This window comes from Dokdonia sp. MED134, assembly GCF_000152925.2.
In the GTDB taxonomy this organism is placed as follows: Bacteria; Bacteroidota; Bacteroidia; order Flavobacteriales; family Flavobacteriaceae; genus Dokdonia.
In genome coordinates this window covers 1,965,996-1,985,308 of sequence record NZ_CP009301.1, presented here as the reverse complement: position 1 = coordinate 1,985,308, position 19,313 = coordinate 1,965,996, and the positions used below count along the sequence as shown (strand labels likewise).

The 19,313-nt window shown below is 40.0% G+C and carries 16 protein-coding genes; 7 read left to right on the top strand and 9 right to left on the bottom strand.

The window, feature by feature from the left end; all coding sequences use genetic code 11:
* Positions 1–2,661, top strand: a complete 2,661-nt coding sequence (locus tag MED134_RS08705; RefSeq protein WP_038598000.1) for a DEAD/DEAH box helicase family protein — start codon at positions 1–3, stop codon at positions 2,659–2,661.
* A 4-nt stretch (positions 2,662–2,665) separates the two neighbouring features.
* Here the strand turns inward: MED134_RS08705 and hemF are convergent, their stop codons facing one another.
* The 8 genes from hemF to hemA all read right to left on the bottom strand — a co-directional run bounded on the left by hemF (position 2,666) and on the right by hemA (position 10,215).
* Complete coding sequence (hemF, locus tag MED134_RS08700) at positions 2,666–3,571, bottom strand: oxygen-dependent coproporphyrinogen oxidase (protein WP_038597998.1); 906 nt, start codon at positions 3,569–3,571, stop codon at positions 2,666–2,668.
* Between the two features lie 22 nt (positions 3,572–3,593).
* A complete protein-coding gene (locus tag MED134_RS08695; protein WP_013750544.1) occupies positions 3,594–4,352 on the bottom strand; it encodes an EI24 domain-containing protein in 759 nt (252 codons plus the stop codon).
* Position 4,353: 1 nt separating this feature from the next.
* On the bottom strand, positions 4,354–5,709 hold the full coding sequence (locus MED134_RS08690; protein WP_038597995.1) for a TrkH family potassium uptake protein: 1,356 nt from the start codon (positions 5,707–5,709) through the stop codon (positions 4,354–4,356).
* 66 nt (positions 5,710–5,775) lie between these two features.
* Positions 5,776–6,234: a DUF6973 domain-containing protein gene (locus MED134_RS14735; RefSeq protein WP_148305647.1), complete on the bottom strand. Its 459-nt coding sequence runs from the start codon at positions 6,232–6,234 to the stop codon at positions 5,776–5,778.
* A gap of 26 nt (positions 6,235–6,260) precedes the next feature.
* Positions 6,261–7,289, bottom strand: a complete 1,029-nt coding sequence (hemE, locus tag MED134_RS08680) for a uroporphyrinogen decarboxylase (protein WP_035334967.1) — start codon at positions 7,287–7,289, stop codon at positions 6,261–6,263.
* 100 nt (positions 7,290–7,389) lie between these two features.
* Entirely contained in the window at positions 7,390–8,070 is a 681-nt protein-coding gene (locus MED134_RS08675) for a uroporphyrinogen-III synthase (RefSeq protein WP_038597993.1), read from the bottom strand.
* The gene (gene hemC, locus MED134_RS08670) at positions 8,067–8,981 is read right to left on the bottom strand and encodes a hydroxymethylbilane synthase (RefSeq protein ID WP_035326057.1); all 915 of its coding nucleotides are present in this window, start codon (positions 8,979–8,981) and stop codon (positions 8,067–8,069) included. The genes MED134_RS08675 and hemC overlap by 4 nt, the downstream gene beginning before the upstream one ends.
* Positions 8,974–10,215, bottom strand: a complete 1,242-nt coding sequence (hemA, locus tag MED134_RS08665) for a glutamyl-tRNA reductase (protein WP_237747101.1) — start codon at positions 10,213–10,215, stop codon at positions 8,974–8,976. Before hemA ends, hemC begins: the two co-directional genes overlap by 8 nt.
* A 217-nt stretch (positions 10,216–10,432) precedes the next feature.
* On the opposite strand from hemA, the gene MED134_RS08660 reads away from it, so the two are divergent.
* Both MED134_RS08660 and hemH read left to right on the top strand, forming a co-directional pair.
* Complete coding sequence (locus tag MED134_RS08660) at positions 10,433–11,323, top strand: AraC family transcriptional regulator (protein ID WP_038597990.1); 891 nt, start codon at positions 10,433–10,435, stop codon at positions 11,321–11,323.
* A 113-nt stretch (positions 11,324–11,436) separates the two neighbouring features.
* Positions 11,437–12,477: a ferrochelatase gene (gene hemH, locus MED134_RS08655; protein WP_038597988.1), complete on the top strand. Its 1,041-nt coding sequence runs from the start codon at positions 11,437–11,439 to the stop codon at positions 12,475–12,477.
* 9 nt (positions 12,478–12,486) lie between these two features.
* On the opposite strand, the gene MED134_RS08650 is transcribed toward hemH, so the two are convergent.
* Complete coding sequence (locus MED134_RS08650; protein ID WP_148305646.1) at positions 12,487–12,858, bottom strand: hypothetical protein; 372 nt, start codon at positions 12,856–12,858, stop codon at positions 12,487–12,489.
* A 209-nt stretch (positions 12,859–13,067) separates the two neighbouring features.
* Here MED134_RS08650 and MED134_RS08645 point away from each other — a divergent pair, with 209 nt between their 5' ends.
* From MED134_RS08645 to MED134_RS08630, 4 genes are all read left to right on the top strand, one after another.
* Entirely contained in the window at positions 13,068–14,450 is a 1,383-nt protein-coding gene (locus MED134_RS08645; protein WP_038597984.1) for an MATE family efflux transporter, read from the top strand.
* Positions 14,451–14,762: 312 nt separating this feature from the next.
* Positions 14,763–17,864 (top strand): WD40/YVTN/BNR-like repeat-containing protein, encoded by a 3,102-nt coding sequence (locus tag MED134_RS08640; protein WP_038597982.1) that lies wholly within the window; start codon positions 14,763–14,765, stop codon positions 17,862–17,864.
* 126 nt (positions 17,865–17,990) lie between these two features.
* Entirely contained in the window at positions 17,991–18,659 is a 669-nt protein-coding gene (locus tag MED134_RS08635; protein WP_038597980.1) for an outer membrane beta-barrel protein, read from the top strand.
* 81 nt (positions 18,660–18,740) lie between these two features.
* Positions 18,741–19,292, top strand: a complete 552-nt coding sequence (locus MED134_RS08630; protein ID WP_038597979.1) for a CopD family protein — start codon at positions 18,741–18,743, stop codon at positions 19,290–19,292.
* Positions 19,293–19,313 lie beyond the last annotated feature (21 nt).

Here is a 19,313-nt window from a genome sequence, read left to right as displayed (position 1 = left end):
TTGCTCAAAGAAGCCTTTCAATTTATTTATCCCTGGCGCACCTATCAGGAGCGATTTTTAAAAGATTTTCAAGATCACATTGCAGATGATCACTTGCACGTAGTTGCCCCACCAGGCTCGGGAAAAACTGTGCTTGGTCTTGAGATGATGCGCCGTGTAGATAAGTGCACGCTTGTGCTCGCACCTACTATCACGATACGCAACCAGTGGGAGGAACGTATGTTTGAGTGCTTTATCGAGCAAGAAAAATGTACTATTCCGCTTTCGCGAAATATAAAAAAACCTGCACACATCACCTTTGCAACCTATCAATCATTACACGCATTTGCCAAAAATGAAATGGAAGGCGATATGGAACGTGTGCTTAATTTTTTCGCGCAAGCGGGAATAAAAAACATCGTACTAGACGAAGCTCATCACCTCAAAAACGAGTGGTGGAAGCCACTTTTTGCACTTAAAGAACTGCCAGAGTGCACCATTACCGCACTCACGGCAACACCGCCATATGATAGTGATCAAGCAGAGATAGCAAAGTATTTTCAGCTTTGTGGACCTATAGATATTGAGATAAGCGTGCCAGAGCTGGTTAAAGAGGGAAACCTCTGTGCACACCAAGATTATATTTATTTTTCTGAGCCAGATGCTGCACAAATAGAATACATTTTAGACTATCGTGTTAAAGCAAAAGCAGTTATAGATGAGCTTGTTCAAAATAGTGAGTTTGGCAGTTTTATTATAAATCTCCCAGTATATAAAACACCAGGAAAACATCTTGAGATCATTTATAAAGACCCTAACTTTTATATAGCTTCTCTTGTCTATCTTAATGCACGTGGGTATAAAATCCCTAAGGTAAAAATAGATTTGCTAGGTGTAGACCTTACCCAAGAAAAGCTTCCTACCTTTAATCAAGAGTGGGCAGAAAAGTTATTGCAACCGCTACTAGTAGATGGTCGAGAAGATCATTATGAAGACGAAGAGGTACTCGCTACTGTTGAGAAGACACTTCGTAAGGTAGGTGCTTTTGATAAAAAACGTGTAAACTTTAAAGGCGAGCAGCAATTATATAAATCACTAGCCCAAAGCCCTAATAAGCTCAAGAGCATACGAGAGGTTATAGATTTTGAAAGTGCTCAAATGGGTGAAAACTTACGCGCTGTTATACTTACAGATTACGTGCGTAAGGAATTTATAGACACCTCTACAGAGGCGCTTGACACAATAAATAAGCTGGGAGTAATACCTATCTTTCACCATCTGCGATACTCACTTGAACAGCATCCAGGTAGGTGGCAGGGTAAGGATAAACTAGAAAAACTTGCCGTACTCACAGGTACCATTATCATAGTACATAAAACACTGGTAGCACAAATTACAGAGACCCTAGATAGTGATGATTTTACTCACGACGCCTTAGGTGAAACAGTCTTTGTGATAGTACGCCCGAGAGAAAAGGTAAAAAGCCAGATGGTAAGCCTTATGACGGCTCTTTTTACAGACGGCCATATAGAAGTGCTAGTAGGTACAGCGGCATTACTAGGAGAAGGTTGGGACGCGCCAGCTATAAATACATTAGTCCTTGCCTCTTATGTGAGTTCTTTTGTAATGTCTAACCAGATGCGAGGTAGAGCTATACGAGTACAGCCTAGTAATCCAGATAAGGTGGCTTCTATATGGCATCTTGCCTGTATAGATCCCACTATAGATGGTGGTGGTGAGGATGTGATAAAATTAACCCGACGCTTTGATGCCTTTTGTGGTGTATCACTAGAGGGAACTCCCTTTATAGAAAATGGCGCAGAGCGGTTTGCTCTACCTACCACTATTTTAGAAAAAGAAGTATTAAATAGTAAAATGTGTACCCTTGCGGGAAATAGGGGTGCGATACAACAGCGATGGGAGCAAGCTATAGGTACGGGAAAACTGTTAGTGCGCGAACTGAAATTAGACTTTAAACCTAAGGGGAAGCCGCTACAAAAAAACAGCGTTTATTATAAAGATGCTGTAAAATATGGAGTACTACAGCTGGGAGCCTTACTCACGATTACCGTACCGGAGATTATTATTAATAATGCAGGAGCTTACTTCTCTAGAGGAATGGGCTTTTTTATATTTGCAGTGCTAGGCACAGCGGCAATGGTACTTGCGCCCAAGACTTATAAAACTCTCGTGTTGTACTTAAAATATGGACGTGTAGATAAACTGGTGTATAAAATTGGGCAAGTAGTGCTTAAAAACCTACGAGAGCAGTACTACATCACCACGCAGCTAGAAGCTCTAAAACTAGGTGTAGAGTATCTACCTAACGGTGCCGTCTCTTGCTTTCTTACAGGAGCTACTGCCAAAGAAGAAATCCTTTTTGTAAAGTGTATGGAAGAACTTCTCACGCCTATAGATAATGCACGCTATATGATTGAGCAGTCTGGGTGGTGGCAGCGCAAGTTTGGCTTTGCAAATTATTATCCCGTACCAGAACTCTTTGCAGGTAATAAAAAAGATGCTTCGCTCTTTTTTAACTTCTGGAGAATTTATATTTCAGAAAATGCAAGGCTCACTTTCACGCGTACTAAGGAAGGTAGAAAACGACTCTTAAAAGCACGTTTTCATTACTTAAATACCAAAGGCGGATTTAAAACCAAGACGAGTGCTATATGGAGATAGGTTCTTAAGAAACCCACTCTTTCGGTTGCTGCAGTACTTTTATTAATCGTTCTTCTTCGCTTCCAGGTGCTGGGTGGTGGTCATATTTCCACTGTACTACGGGAGGAAGGCTCATTAAGATACTTTCAATGCGGCCATTGGTTTTGAGACCAAAAAGGGTTCCTTTATCGTGTACGAGGTTAAACTCTACGTAACGACCACGGCGTACTTCTTGCCAGTCTTTTTGTTCTTTCGCGAAAGCGGTATCCTTTCTACGCTCCACAATAGGGACGTACGCCTCTAAGAAACTGTCGCCCACAGTGGTCACAAAGTTGTACCAGTCTTGCATAGAGCGCTCTTCGGTAGCTTTGCAGTAATCAAAAAATAAACCTCCTATACCGCGACCTTCATTGCGGTGTGTGTTGTAAAAATACTCATCACAACGTGCTTTGTATTTTGGGTAAAAATCGGCATCGTGTGCATCACAAGCGGTTTTACACGTCTGGTGAAAGTGCGTTGCGTCTTCATCAAAAAGGTAATAAGGAGTGAGGTCTTGCCCTCCACCAAACCATTGATCTACAATGTTTCCTTCTTTGTCATACATCTCAAAGTAACGCCAGTTTGCGTGCACCGTAGGAACCATAGGGCTCTTAGGATGAAGAACCAGTGATAGACCGCAGGCAAAGAAATTTGCATCTTCTACGCCAAAGTATTTTTGCATTGCCTCTGGTAGCTCGCCGTGTACTTGTGATGTGTTTACACCTCCTTTTTCAAAGATATTTCCGTTTTCAATCACGCGTGTGCGACCACCACCTCCTTCTGGGCGATTCCAGTTATCTTCTTGAAAGCTTGCCTTACCATCTAGTTGCTCTAGTGTGCTAGTAATTTGATCTTGAAGATTGAGTATGTAGTTTACAAATTGTTCTTTCATTATATATTTTTTAGGTGGTGACCTATGCAGTCAGGCTAGTGTGATGATCCTTGTCAAGCAATTTTATGGTTTGTACCGTTGCGGCAGTTACAGATATGGGTAAAACGAGTATAATTCCCACAAGTGGGATGATAAGAAACAGCATAAATACAATACCGTTACCTATGGCTTGGCCCTTGTTTCTTTTTACAAAATCTACGCTTTCTCTATACTTAAAATGACGTTCTAGTGTGTAGTCCATATTACCGAAACCTGCGTAGTAAGCTTGTGTAAGAAATAGTAAAATAGTGGCAGCAATACTCCCTATAATTGGGATAAAATTGAGCAGTAAGATTGGTAGTGTGATAAGCAGTTCTAGACCCAAGTTACGCACGTTTATGCGTATGCCTCGTATAAGTTGTTCGGTGTTTGAGGTGTCTCTATGAGTGTGATTTTCTCCTTTAAGGTGAGCTTCTATCTTTTCTGAAACAGGGCTCATAAATGGAGCGCTCAGTGCCATTATAATGTGTTTATACAAGATAAGGCCTATGGCGATAATGAGTAGTGCGCTTACTATCTCTGCAAATATAAAGAAGGCGTGTCTTCCCGTTTCCCAAGGCCAGATTTGCTCTACCCAGTGACCTATATTATCAGAAAAACCCCAGGCAGATGCTGCAATCATTGAGGCAGTAATAAGACTTATAGCCATTGGGATGGCAAAATACTTCCAAAGCCCAAGCTTTGAGATTAACCCAAATGATGATTTATACGTCTGTAATCCGTTTAAGATGCCTTTTATCATATTATACTGCTATATCTTCTTTGAGAACTTCTCTGTCTTCCTTTGTGATTCCTTTTGACCAAATGGCGAGGCCAAAGGTAAGTACACCTAGTCGACCTATAAACATAAGGATTATGATAATAATCTTACCTATACTGCTTAAATCTCCAGTAATCCCAGTACTCACACCCACAGTGCCAAGTGCAGAGGCTACTTCAAATAAAATATTTTCAAAATCAAAATCTTCTGAGAAGGTGAGTAAAAACGTCCCTACAAAAATAAGTGTTGTATAAAATATAAAAGATGATGTTGCTACGTATAGTCGCTCATAAGGAATGCGTTTTCCTAAGAAGGTGATGTTTTTAGATCCTTTGAGTCGGCTTTTCATTATGGCAAATACGGCAGTAAGTGTCGTAATTTTCATACCTCCAGCTGTACCAGAAGGAGAGGCGCCTATGTACATCAAAAATATAGTTACGAGTAACATAGGTAATACAAAAGTACCAAAGTCAACAGTATTAAAACCTACTGTAGTCATCGCGGTCATAGATTGAAAAAATGCAGCACTCACTCGAGCTGACCCACTCAAATTTGAGATGGACGGCTCTAAGAAGTAAAAAAATAAGTATCCAAAAGCTAGAAGTATAAGCGAACCTATTGCGACAATCTTTGTTGTAAAGCTAAGCGAGTGTGTTCTGTTTTTTATCCATAAGCCCACGTCTGTAATCACAATAAAACCTAGGGAACCGCAAATAGCGAGCATTGATATGGTAAAGTTTATGAGTCCATTATCTACGTAAGGTGTAAATCCACTGTTAAAAAGACTAAAACCAGCGGTACAAAAAGCACTTATACTATGAAAAATAGATGACCAGATAGCCTCTCCCGTTCCCATACCATCTGACTTAAAAGCAATAAAGAATAATATGGCACCTAGAACCTCCATAATTACCGTATACAGTACTACAGATTTTAAAAAGTCTTTGATACGTATAGTAACGGGTAATGTAAACTCTGTATTGAGAATACTTTTGTGCCAGGGTGTTATTTTATGGGTAGTAGATAGCAGCATAAATGTAGTAAAGGTCAAGTAACCTATACCTCCCAGCTGGAAAAGTGCCATTATAACAAATTGTCCTCCTATGTTATATGAGTCAAAAATCGACATCGTAACTAGCCCCGTAGTACTCACTGCAGAGGTTGCAATAAATAGATGATCTAGTATTGAGGCACTCGTCTTTTGTAACCAAGGCAAGCTCAGGAGTAAAGTTCCTACTAAAACATACGTGAGAAAACCATAAAATAAATTTTGTTGCGGCGTCCAGCTCCTTTTAAGTGCGGTGTATCGTAAACTCAGCTTATTGTAGAATGTTCTCATAGCTAGAAATTATACTCAAAAGTATTTGTTTTGCCCTCCATAGCCTGTTTATATATGGTTAAATTATCACTCTAAGTGAACCAGTACTGTGTCACAACGCTTGATTTCTCTTAGGGTAGTACGCTTTCGCGAAAGCGGGACCATCTCCAGTAGTTGTGCGACCAGTTGCTCTTCGTCTTGCCCGCAAAGACTAGTGATGAGGTTGCGCCCCACGCGGTTGTTATGCAAGTCCATCGCACGTTCTAAAGGTGCGTTAGGAGAAAAATCTTCGTGCCAGTCTGTAAACCGTTTTGCCCACGCCAGCGAGCGCTGCAGTGGCAAGCCTCGTTGCACACTAAGGTGTACGATAAGCATATTCCACAGGGCGTGTCTAAAAGCATTTTCTGGGCCGTTGAGGTGTTGTTTTTTGCCATAATGTTTATTGCATATAGCAACCGTTTTGCGAGTCCCCCTTATGGTAGGAATCACAAATCTAGGATGGCGTGCACTGAGCCAAAAAAGGCTCCACAGCTGTTTAAAATCCATAGATTTGACAACAGCCCAGACGTTCATTATGCTTTGTACTCTTTTACTGCTTCTATAAAAGCACCTGCATTTTCTATAGGAATGTTAGGTAAAATACCGTGACCAAGATTTACAATGTACTTGTCTTTGCCAAATTCATTAATCATCTCGTGCACCATTCTCTTGATCTCGCTAGGAGGTGAGAATAATCGAGTAGGGTCAAAGTTACCTTGCAGCGTGATATTACCACCAGTTAGGTAGCGAGCGTTGCGTGCAGAGCAAGTCCAGTCTACACCTAGTGCAGATGCTCCAGACTTTGCCATTTTATCAAGTGCAAACCAGCACCCTTTTCCAAAGGCAATTACGGGAGCCTCATCTTTAAGTGCATCTATAATTTGCTGTATGTATTGCCACGAGAATTCTTGATAATCTACTGGTGAGAGCATTCCTCCCCAGCTATCAAAAACTTGTACTGCATTTACACCAGCCTCTACCTTTTTCTTAAGATAAGCAATGGTAGTATCTGTGATTTTTTGAAGTAAAGCGTGCGCGGCTAGTGGTTGTGTAAAACAAAACTCCTTTGCCTTGTCAAAGTTTTTTGACCCTTGACCTTGCACACAGTAACAAAGTATCGTCCACGGTGATCCTGCAAAACCTATAAGCGGAATCTCGTCATTGAGTTTTTCCTTAGTCATCTTAATGGCATCCATCACATAGCCTAGCGTCTCATCGATATCTGGAACAATTACTTGCTCCACATCTTTTGCAGATCGTATAGGGTTAGGCAACCACGGCCCTACATTAGGCTTCATTTCTACATCAATATTCATTGCCTGAGGGATCACTAAGATGTCAGAAAATAAAATAGCAGCATCCATCCCATAACGACGTATAGGTTGTACGGTAATCTCACTCGCAAGCTCAGGAGTCTGGCAGCGTGTAAAGAAGTCATACTTTGCTTTAATTTCCATAAATTCTGGAAGGTATCTTCCAGCCTGACGCATCATCCATACTGGTGGACGGTCTACAGTTTCTCCTTTAAGTGCTCTTAAAAATAGGTCGTTTTTTATGCTCATATCTCTAGGTCTGTTCGAGCGCAGTCGAGAACTTAATTGTACTCTTATAATGAACCTCTCGACTGCGCTCGAGGGGACAATTTTATGTTTTTCTAGATGCTTATGTTCTAGATTCTTCTTTCAATGTTTTCACCGCCTTAGCAATGGTGCTTTCTATAGTTGTTGCATTAGACACGATTACCTTTTTAAAGTGTAGTCTTGCCGTTGTGGCAGTGGTCTCGCCTATGCAAAACGCTATGCTGTCTATTGCTAGTGTGTTTTTGTTCGCTTTCGCGAAAGCGTTCACACCACTCGGACTAAAAAATAATATACCATCAAATGTACGGTCAAAGGACTGTGTTATTTGATGAGTTTCATAAACCACCACCTCTTCACACGCTACATTATTTTCTTTGAGTAATGTAGGTAACTCATCTCTGCGCTGTCTCCCGCAGAAGTAAGTGAATGATTCGCTTTTATGGTTTTTGGCTATAAAATGAGCCAATTCTTCTCCATTTTGAGCTGTTTTTGTCACTTTTATGCCATTTTCGGCTAGAAGTGCTGTTGTTTTTATGCCAACAGCAAAACAACTTTTTATACTTTCTAATTGCTCACTAGAAAGGTTGTTACATAAAGCACGTACTCCATTTTGAGAGGTGATAATGATATTTTTTAGCTTTCGCGAAAGCGTAAAAGAAACCTCTTGTGTACGTATCGCATCATATTCCACAAATTGTAAGCCTGCATTGAGAAGTAGCTCTCGCTGGTTAGGCTTTAGTTTTTTTGTGGATAGCACGGTCATTTTTTCAAACTACTCTTGATCTCCTTCATTAATGCTCTACCGCCATTATCAAGAACCTCTAGCGCACAGTCTGTACCAAAACCTAGTGCATTTTCTGTTGAGACTACTTGCTCAACTTCAATCTTTGTCGCGCCGTCTAGTGAAAAAAGCACTCCCTTAAAACGTATGGCTCCATCTATTTCTTGTGCCAGTGCACCTATGGGTGCGGTACAACCGCCTTCTAGCGTGCGTAAGAACTCGCGTTCTATATGTGTGCACAATGCTGTTGTGCGATCGTTAAGCTTTGCACAAGCTTCTTTAGAAAATGCATCTTCTTCCATTGCTACCACGAGCATAGCTCCTTGTGCCGGCGCAGGAATCATCCAGTCAAGTACTTCATAATTTTCTGGAAGTACATTAATACGTTTAAGGCCTGCCTTTGCAAAAATGGCGCCCGTCCAGTCACTTTCTTCTAGCTTTTGTAAGCGTGTGTTTACGTTACCACGTATATCTGTGGTTTTGTGGTTAGGGTAGCGATTGAGCCATTGGGCTTGCCTTCTTAAACTACCTGTCGCGATGGTGCAGGCTTGCTTATAATCTGGCGCGCCTTTGTGTACTAAAATATCTTCGGTCTCTGCTCTAGGTAATACTGCAGCTTGCACAATCCCTATAGGTAATGCCGTAGGGACGTCTTTCATACTATGCACGGCAATATCTACCGTACCATTGAGCATTGCAACGTCTAGTGTTTTTGTAAAAATGCCGGTGATACCTAGTTCATATAACGGCTTGTCAAGTATGAGGTCTCCCGTAGATTTTACAGGTACGAGCTCTGTGGTATAGCCGTGATCTTCTAGTTGTTTTTGAACTGTTTTTGCCTGCCAGAGAGCGAGCTCACTGTCTCGAGTGCCTATTCGTATCGTTTTAGACATTATGTTGATCTAGTTGGAAAATAGTGGAAATTAAGGCAATGCTTTCTTCGGTTTCTCCATTTGCGTGACGCAGGTGATGTGCTACCTGGTTTGTAATTTTCTGAATGATTTTATCACTCATAGCTGTTGCTGTTGCCTCGCTAAAATCTGGAGTTTTCTTGCGTACATTTTCTAGCTCTGCAGCTTGTACTTCTTTAAGTCTAGCCTTGAGAGCCTTTACGGTAGGAGCAAACTTTCTGGTTTGTAACCAGGCGTTAAACTCGTCTGTAATTTCCTTTATGATGGTTTCTGCCTGTGGGATATATCCTTGACGACGTTTGAGTGTGGCGTCTGTCATTTTTGATAATTGATCTAGATGTATGAGTGTGACATTCTCTAGCTCTTCTACATCATTAGATACGTTTTTAGGTATCGATAAATCTAGTATAAGAAGTGGCTTTTTAGAATGGATAATCTCTTTGCTTACCGTAGGTTTTTGAGCTCCTGTGGCTACAACGAGTACATCTGTTTGTGCAATCTCACTTTCTATCTGGGCATACTCTTTTACTAGTAAGTTAAATTTACCAGCGATTTTATCTGCCTTTTCTTTAGTTCTATTTATGAGTGTGATGTGCTCATTTTTAGTGTGCTTCACTAAGTTTTCACAAGTGTTGCGACCTATTTTACCAGTACCAAAAAGAAGAATATTCTTTTCTGACATATAAGGCACACGTGCCATTATATATTGTACTGCTGCAAAACTCACCGAAGTTGCACCACTTGAAATCTCGGTTTCATTTTTAATGCGCTTACTGGCTTGAATAACGGCGTTTACTAATCGCTCCATAAAAGGATTAATAAGTTGCAGTTTTTTAGAACGCTTAAAACCTATCTTAAGCTGACCTATAATTTCAAAATCGCCTAGTATCTGGCTATCAAGACCGGTACCTACTTTAAAGAGGTGGGCAATTGCGTCATCTCCCTTGTGCAAGTATGCTACGTCTAGAAACTCTTCTATAGTTCCGTGCGTATGCTCGCATAAAATTTTTACTAGTGTAATCGCGTCTGGTGCAAAGCCGTATAACTCTGTACGGTTACAAGTAGATATTACGGTAAGAGCCGTAACGCCTTCATCGCGAGCGCCATTAAGTATGGCGGCTTGTGCTGTTTCTGATATTGCAAAATGCCCACGCGTGGTCGCGTCTGCTTTTTTGTAACTCAGACCTATGGCATAAAACTGTTGCTCTCTGTTCAAAAGTATAATTCTATTTGTATCCCAAATATGAGGGAGTGCAAAAATAAAGGTCACTCTCCTTAAAAAATAACGCTAGAAGAATCATTTGTGTCGAGAGCGGTTTATCACGTCTGTAATAAACCGTAAATTTGTGTAAGCTATCGTTATGACTGCTAGCGGCAAAGGAATACGCCTATCTTAATTTAGAGTGATTCTAAATAAAAAAGAGATCAATAAAATGGAATTAAATAAAAAAAGTAACGCTCAAGGTTTGCTTCAAGAGATTAAAATAGAAGACGGTTTTTATGTCTTACGTTTTGATAACAATGATTCTAATGTGAGCCAAGTGGAGCGAGAGGTAGATAGTAGCTTTATACAGTTTCATTTTTGTATCAAGGGCTCTGCAGTGTTTAATTTTAATAATGGAGCCTATCAACTTTCTATTACAGATGAGAATTCGCTGTTGCTATATAATCCGCAGCGTGATTTACCTATGAATCTAGAACTCGCCCCAGAGACCTGGCTGGTGAGTGTCATTATCTCTATCAAGAAATTTCATAGCTTATTTTCTAGCGAGGCAAATTTTATGCATTTCTTAAGTGATGAAAATAAAGATAGAAAATACTACAAGGACGGCAGCATCTCACCTAGTATGGCGATTGTACTTAACCAGTTAATGAATTATAGCTTGCACCCTTCTATAATGCAATTGTATTTTAAGGGAAAAAGTTACGAGCTATTAAGCTTGTACTTTAATAGGCCTGCAGATGTAGATATAGAGCAATGCCCTTTTCTAGTAGATGAAGATAATGTGCAAAAAATAAAGCGTGCTAAGCAAATAATCATTGCAAGAATGGATGCACCACCAACACTAAGCGAATTATCAGATGAGATAGGTCTCTCACTCAGTAAATTAAAAGAAGGCTTTAAACAGATTTATGGTGATTCTGTGTTTAGCTTCTTATTTGACTATAAAATGGAAGTCGCACGCCAGTTGCTAGAGACGGGATCACATAATGTAAATGAGGTAGGTCTTAAAGTAGGTTATAGCACGGCGAGTCACTTTATAGCTGCTTTTAAAAAGAAATTTGGGACCACCCCAAAAAAGTATTTAATGAGCTTGGGGTAGGTACGCTTTCGCGAAAGCGTAAAAACTAATACCATTATCACAAAGTCTTATAACAATCATAACATTTAAAAGAGGGTTAAACCTTATTTTTGTTAAGGAAAAATTGCCAACAAATGAACAAAGGAGTTTTAATGGTCAATCTGGGATCACCAGATAGTACAGATCCAAAAGACGTAAAAAAATACCTAGGCGAGTTCTTAATGGACGAGCGCGTAATAGATGTTCCTTATGCTGCAAGAGCATTGCTAGTAAAAGGTATCATCTTAAATACACGCCCCAAAAAGAGTGCAGAGGCCTATAGTAAGATATGGTGGGATGAAGGATCACCATTAATTGTCCTTACAGAACGCTTGCAGAAAAAAGTGCAAAGCCACACAAAACTCCCTGTAGAAATCGCAATGCGATATGGTACACCTTCTATAAAAGAAGGACTTCAAAAATTACACGATCAAGGGATTGATGAGGTAATGCTATTACCATTATATCCTCAGTATGCAATGGCAACTACAGAAACCATCTTAGTACTAGCCGAAGAGATACGTGCTGAGTTTTTCCCTAAGATGAAGATTACAGATGTAAAACCATTTTACAACAAGCCAGAGTACATCAAGGTGCTAGGAGACTCTATTGCAGATAGTCTTAAAGGTGTAGATTATGAACATCTGTTATTTTCTTATCACGGTGTACCAGAAAGGCACATACGTAAGAGTGATGTGACGAGTATGCACTGTAAAATAGATGGTTCTTGCTGTATGTCCCAATCTAAGGCACACGAGTTTTGCTATCGTCACCAGTGTTATGAGACTACAAGGTTAGTAGGCGAATATTTAGGGATGGAGCCACTTACTTATTCTACCTCCTTTCAATCACGTTTAGGTTTTGACCCGTGGTTACAGCCGTATACAGACCGTACAATAGAACGTATGGGTAAAGAAGGATTTAAGAAAATGGCAATTGCAACACCAGCATTTGTATCAGACTGTCTTGAGACACTAGAAGAAATTGCGATGGAGGGTGAAGAAATCTTTCACGAGGCTGGAGGAAAGGACTTCCATACCATTCCTTGTATCAATGATCGTGATGACTGGGCAGGTGTTGTTGCAGGGTGGATAAATGAATGGGCGCTTGTAGAGGCTGGTAAGGCTATAGCGTAGTTAAGTAGTTTAAGCTTTAGAGCGCAGTTTATTTTGCCTTGGATTTACAGTCCCTTCTTTTTTAGAGAAGGTTGACTTTTCTCCAAAGGAAACCTCGTTCATAGCGCTTATTGCCTCGTCGATAGTGCTGAAGAGCTTAATAGGATATTTTGTAAAATTCTGCTCAAAGTGAATTACTTTCTTCGTAGTAATTTTATCTGCTACAATGTGTAATGCATTTATGTCTGGGTAGTACGGACATTTCATATAGACTATGGGGTCTATTGTAAAGTCTACTGTTCTGTCAAAGATGAAACCGTATTTAAGCCCGTTATAAAATGCGCGAGATTGCTCGTGAAGTTCTATGGTTTTTGAAATATCTAATACGATTCCTTCTTTCATTTTGCATATTATAAAAGTTTTATAAAACTCAATAGTTGCAAAAGGAAGTTTTTTAACTTGAATTAAATTACTCATATCTGAGGATGTTTGGGAAACATTAATTTGCTGTTATACAGCATATTGCACGGGGCAAAAGTAAATAATCTATTACCTAGCTTACGTTAAAACTTTGATAACGTTTAATCATATAATAAAATAGCAAATATCTATTGGCAAATAAAAAATCTACAGCACTAGGCACACAACCCATATCAAAGTTGCTCGTACAGCAAGCCGTTCCTGCGTCTATAGGAATACTTGTAATGTCGCTCAATATGATAGTAGATACCATCTTTGTAGGAAGATGGATAGGTCCTCTTGCCATTAGTGCCATTACAGTAGTTATACCCGTAACCTTTTTTATAGCAGCTATAGGGCTCGCGGTAGGTATAGGTGGTAGTTCTGTACTGTCTAGAGCCTTAGGTTCTGGTGATGACGATAAGGCACTTCGAGTTTTTGGTAATCAAATAACACTCACATTTTTAGTATCGGGATTACTAGCAATTCTAGGACTCGTTTTTCAAAATACGCTCATCGAGTTTTTTGGAGCAGATGACTCTTTTAAAGATATGGCGCTTACCTATTACCGCATTGTACTTTACGGTATTGTGATGCTTGCAATGTGTATGATGGGTAACAACGTGATACGTGCAGAGGGTAAACCTAAATTTGCGATGTACGCGATGATTCTCCCAGCCATAGGTAATATAGGGATGGATTACCTTCTTATCAATGTACTAGGTTATGGGATGGAAGGTGCTGCCTGGGCAACATTTGCGAGTTATGCGGTGTGTTTTGCTTTTATCGTATGGTTTTTCATTTTCAAGAGTGAACTCAGAATTGTACCTAAATGCCTTGTGCTTACAAGAAAAATCGTCTCAGAAATTTCTGGTTTAAGTTCTGTAACACTGGCGCGACAAGGAGTAATTTCTGTGCTTACTATATTACTTAACAATGTACTTATCAATTATGGCGACGCTCTAGACGTTGCTAGTTACGGGATTATAAGCAGGATGTTAATGTTTGCACTGTTTCCCGTGATAGGGGTCACACAAGGATTTATGCCTATCGCTAGTTATAATTATGGAGCAAACCAATATGCGCGCGTGCGAGAAACCATCAAGACTTCCATTCTTTATGCAGGCGGTCTTGCACTAGCTATTTTTATAATCATAATGATTGTACCAGATTTTTTTGTGTCTTGGTTTATAAGCGATAGTAACGCACAAGCTCAAGCCATAGCAGATAATAAAGTCTTGATGGAACGCACCCCTAACGCACTGCGCACTGTCTTCGCTGCGACGCCAGTGATTGTAATACAGTTAATAGGAGCTGTGTATTTTCAAGCCATAGGTAAAGCGATACCAGCTTTACTGCTCAGTCTTACGAAACAAGGCTTTTTCTTAATCCCACTGATACTCATACTACCTAACTTTTTTGGTGTTTGGGGAGTATGGATTGCATTTCCTATTGCAGATGTATTGTCTACCGTAGTTACAGGCTATTTTTTAAGGCGTGATGTAAAAGATAATCTTGTAGTAATAGAAGAGTAGTATTTTTGCGCTTTCGCGAAAAAGTGAAGCACTCCAAAACGTATCTCTGTCATTTCAAGCTTGCCGAGAATCCTATTTCCGCGAGCGGTTCCTGTTGAGTATTGATAGGTTTTGTGAGCTTGAAGTGTGATTTCTCCTTCGTCGAGGTGACGATTGCTTTTCTTTTTTCTTCGTTGTTGAGATGATAATAATGACGTTAATTTTATAGAGATTATAAGGTATACGCTTTCGCGAAAGCGTTAAAAATTCATCCTTGCTTCTTACTTCATAGAGAATTGTGTAATTTTCTTAGCTATAACAAACACAATCCAAATGAAGACAAAATTATGCTACCTATTACTGGCGGTGTGCTCAGTATTATCTTTTGATACGTTTGCACAAACACCAGACCCCTCTACTTACGAAGCTTTAGAATATAGACTCATTGGCCCTTTCCGTGGTGGTCGAAGTGCTGCCGTTACTGGAGTGCCGGGACAACCAGACCTATTTTATATGGGGAGTACAGGTGGTGGCGTGTGGCGCACTACAGATGGTGGTAAAGAATGGGAAAATATCTCAGATGGTTATTTTGGAGGAAGTATAGGAGCTGTTGAGGTTTCAAAAAGCGACCCAAATGTGATTTACGTAGGTGGTGGTGAGAAAACATTAAGAGGTAACGTATCTTCAGGCTATGGTATCTGGAAGTCTGAAGATGCAGGGAAAACCTGGATACAGTCGGGTCTTAAAAATAGCCGTCACGTGCCAAGAATACGTGTCCATCCTACTAATTCTGATATTGTATATGCAGGGGTTTTAGGTAACATCTATAAACCTACACAAGAGCGCGGGGTTTATAAAAGTACAGATGGTGGTAAGACGTGGAGAAAAACACTTTTCTCAAATGCAGATAGTGGTGTTGTAGACTTAATTATAGATCCAAACAACCCAAGAGTACTGTACGCTACTACGTGGAATGCTCGCAGGACTCCGTACAGTTTAAGTTCTGGGGGAGAAGGATCGGCCGTGTGGAAAAGTACAGACAGCGGTGAGACGTGGAAAGAGATTTCTACAAACGATGGTTTTGCCGAAGGTATACTTGGGATTATGGGAATCACTGTTTCTCCAGCAAACAGTAACCGTCTGTATGCAATGGTAGAAAACCAAGAGCAAGGAGGTTTATATACCTCTACAGACGCAGGTACGACTTGGAAAAAAATAAACAGTGAGCGTAAATTACGTCAGCGTGCTTGGTATTACACACGTCTATATGCAGATACTAAGGATGAGAATACGGTGTATGTGTTAAATGTGCGTTACCACAAATCTACAGATGGAGGAAAAACTTTTAGTACGCATAATGCACCTCACGGAGATCACCACGATTTGTGGATAGCTCCAGAAGATCCTAACCGTATGATTATAGGTGATGATGGTGGCGCGCAAGTGTCTTATGATGGTGGTCGCTCTTGGAGTACGTATATGAACCAGCCTACGGCTCAGTTTTATCGTGTGACTACAGATAATGCGTTTCCATACAGAATTTATGTAGCGCAGCAAGATAACAGCACGATACGCATTCCGCACCGCACAGAAGGTGGTAGCATTACAGAAAATGACTGGGAGAGTACCGCCGGTGGTGAGTCTGCACATATAGCTGTAGATCCAGAAAATAATGAGATTGTGTACGGAGGAAGTTACGACGGATTCTTAACGCGTGTAAATCACGAGAAAAACACGGTACGTAGCGTATCTGTATGGCCGGATAACCCAATGGGTCACGGTGTGGAGGATATGAAGTACCGCTTTCAGTGGAATTTTCCTATCATCTTTTCAAAACATAATCCTAACAGGTTGTATACATTCTCACAAAGCGTGCACGTGAGTGAAAACGAGGGTCAAAGCTGGGAAGTTATTAGTGGTGATCTTACGACTAACGATCCAGAAAAAATGAAATCTTCTGGAGGACCTATCACACAAGATAATACCTCTGTAGAGTACTACTGTACCATTTTTGCAGCGGCAGAGTCTCCTCTTAAGGAAGGATTACTCTGGGTAGGTAGTGATGATGGTCTTGTACACGTTACTCGTAATGGAGGGCAATCTTGGGAAAACGTAACACCTAAAGGAATGCCAGAAAATATGATGATTAATAGTGTGGAGCCATCTGCCTTTGAAGAAGGAACGGCCTACGTGGCTGGAACACGTTATAAATTAGGTGACTTTGCTCCTTATTTGTACAAAACCACAAACTACGGTAAGTCGTGGAAAAAGATTACAAGTGGTATACCTGCAGAGCATTTTACACGTGTAGTACGTGAGGACCCAAAACAAAAAGGGTTATTATACGCCGGTACAGAGACGGGAATGTACATCAGTTTTGACGATGGTAAAAACTGGAAATCGTTCCAACTTAACTTGCCTATCGTTCCTATTACAGACCTTACGATTAAGGATGATAACCTCATTGTAGCAACGCAAGGACGTAGCCTTTGGATTATAGATGATCTGGGAATGTTGCATCAGTCCGCTTTCGCGAAAGCGGGAACAAATAAATTGTTTAAACCTAAGAAAACGTACCGAATGGGCGGCCGTGGTGGTAGATCGAGCCTTACAGCTGGAACTAATCATCCTAGTGGTGTGATGACTTATTTTAACCTCAAGGATTTTGACAAGAAAAAGGATACCGTCACCCTTACCTATATGAGTATGGCGGGTGATACCTTACAATCATATAGTACAGGTAGTAAAAAGAAAAAGTTGAAAGCCAAAAAAGGCGGAAATATGTTTGCTTGGAATACTAGAATAGATGGCGCAGAGCGTCTAGATGGTATGATATTATGGTGGGCAAGTCTTGACGGGCCACAAGCAGTACCTGGTAATTATAAAGTGTCACTTAACGTAAATGGGGATGTGCAAACAGAGACCTTTGAGATTGTTGCAAATCCTAATGCAGAGGCGACAGTGGCAGATATGCAGAAGCAACACGACTTTATTTCTGATGTAAATAAATCTGTAGACAGAGCGCATCAGAGTATCAAAAAGATTAGAAAAATCAATAAGCAACTCAAGTCATTTACTGCGCAATATAAAGACGACCCACGTACAGAAGCCCTGCGTGAGAAGGCAAAAACAATGCAGGAAGAGTTTGGTAAGATTGAGAAAGAACTCTATCAGACTAAGAACCGTTCTGGCCAAGACCCGCTTAACTTCCCTATTAAGTTAACTAATAAATTAGGGCATTTAAACAGTCTTGTGGGTATGGGAGATTTTGGACCTACAGACCAAGACGTAGCTGTAAAAAATGAACTTACGGCAGCAATCAATACACAACTCAATGCCTTTGACACAATGCTAGATGCAGAGGTGTCAAAATTTAATGAAGAGTTTAATAGCTTGAAGTTAGATTACCTTTTTGTAGAAGATGCAAAGGAGTAAATAAGTAATATTCTTATTAGAAAGGCGCAGAAGAAATTCTGCGCCTTTTTTTGTGATTTTCTTAACCAACCTATTCTGTAAATTGTCATCTATATCAAAATATTCATTCATTAATAAATCAAAAAAATGACAAAACTTAAAACAATTACGGGACTCTGTTTATTCCTTTTTGCAATGAGCCTTACTGCTCAAGAGACTGATAGTGGAGAAAATTTTACAAGAAAGGGCAGACTATTATTAGGTGGATCTACAAACGGAGGTCTTAATTTCTCAAAAACTTCTTATGAGTTTGATGGGGATACTGTAAGTGAAGACAAGACTAATACATTTGTGCTGGAGGGGAAAGTAGGTTATTTCATAATTGACAACTTAGCGCTTGGTGTGCAAACAGGTATATCGAGATTTAAAAATGAAGATGAGGATGGTAATAATGAAAACACATCATCAAGTTTTAATGCAGGGCCTTTTGCAAGTTATTACTTTGACGTGGGTAACTCTAAAATAAGACCTTATGTGTCTGCAAGTACCGGTATTGGATATTCAAAATTGGAAGGCACTAGTGCAGTTATTAGTAGTGGTGATTCAGATATTGTATTTCAGAGTTTTGAACAGAAAGATCGCACCTTTATGTGGTCTGCGGGTGCTGGAGTAGCGTTTTTCTTAAATAAAACAATCGCAATTAACGTAGAAACAGCTTATACTAATAGAACAAATAAAGATCCAGATGACGATTTTGACGCTAAGTTTACCACATCTAATTTGGGTATAACTGGAGGACTAAGTATCTTTTTCTAACATAGAGAAGTAAATTTTTAAAAAGGCGCAGAAGAAATTCTGCGCCTTTATTGTTTTGTCTTGCTTCGTATCTTTACCATTATGGCAGAATACTACCTTTATTTCAAATCCCTACACATCATTTTTGTGGTCACTTGGTTTGCTGGCTTATTTTATATGCCGCGTCTTTTTGTATATCAAGTAGAAGCTATTGAAAAACCATCACCAGATAAAGAGATACTTGGTAAGCAATTGGGCTTAATGGCACACCGTCTTTGGAAGATTATTACAGGCCCTTCTATGATACTCACTGTGATTTTTGGGAGTTTGATGTTTTATATAAATCCAGGGCTTTTTAGTGCCCCGTGGATGCATATTAAACTTGCTTTTATTGTGTTGTTGTTTTTATATCATTGGAAAACCTGGCGTATACACAAGACATTTCAAGCAGGTACTTTTAAATATACTTCTAGACAAATGCGCCTTTGGAATGAAGGAGCAACGCTTATACTTTTTGCGGTTGTTTTTCTAGCGGTCACAAAAAGCACAACCAATTGGATTTTTGGAATGTTAGGTCTTGTAGGTCTGGCAGTATTATTGATGCTAGGCATAAAACTGTATAAGAAAATACAAGATAAAAATCCAGATGCCTAATGCTCACTTTTAATCGTACAT

Bases quoted from the DNA above. Each gene is read 5' to 3' on its own strand.
- MED134_RS08635 (WP_038597980.1), top strand. From the start codon at position 17,991: ATGACAAAACTTAAAACAATTACGGGACTCTGTTTATTCCTTTTTGCA.
- MED134_RS08675 (WP_038597993.1), bottom strand. From the start codon at position 8,070: ATGACCGTGCTATCCACAAAAAAACTAAAGCCTAACCAGCGAGAGCTA.
- hemH (WP_038597988.1), top strand. From the start codon at position 11,437: ATGAACAAAGGAGTTTTAATGGTCAATCTGGGATCACCAGATAGTACA.
- MED134_RS08690 (WP_038597995.1), bottom strand. From the start codon at position 5,709: ATGAGAACATTCTACAATAAGCTGAGTTTACGATACACCGCACTTAAA.
- hemF (WP_038597998.1), bottom strand. From the start codon at position 3,571: ATGAAAGAACAATTTGTAAACTACATACTCAATCTTCAAGATCAAATT.
- hemC (WP_035326057.1), bottom strand. From the start codon at position 8,981: ATGTCTAAAACGATACGAATAGGCACTCGAGACAGTGAGCTCGCTCTC.
- MED134_RS08650 (WP_148305646.1), bottom strand. From the start codon at position 12,858: ATGAAAGAAGGAATCGTATTAGATATTTCAAAAACCATAGAACTTCAC.
- MED134_RS08695 (WP_013750544.1), bottom strand. From the start codon at position 4,352: ATGATAAAAGGCATCTTAAACGGATTACAGACGTATAAATCATCATTT.
- MED134_RS08630 (WP_038597979.1), top strand. From the start codon at position 18,741: ATGGCAGAATACTACCTTTATTTCAAATCCCTACACATCATTTTTGTG.
- MED134_RS08640 (WP_038597982.1), top strand. From the start codon at position 14,763: ATGAAGACAAAATTATGCTACCTATTACTGGCGGTGTGCTCAGTATTA.
- hemE (WP_035334967.1), bottom strand. From the start codon at position 7,289: ATGAGCATAAAAAACGACCTATTTTTAAGAGCACTTAAAGGAGAAACT.
- MED134_RS08660 (WP_038597990.1), top strand. From the start codon at position 10,433: ATGGAATTAAATAAAAAAAGTAACGCTCAAGGTTTGCTTCAAGAGATT.
- MED134_RS14735 (WP_148305647.1), bottom strand. From the start codon at position 6,234: ATGGATTTTAAACAGCTGTGGAGCCTTTTTTGGCTCAGTGCACGCCAT.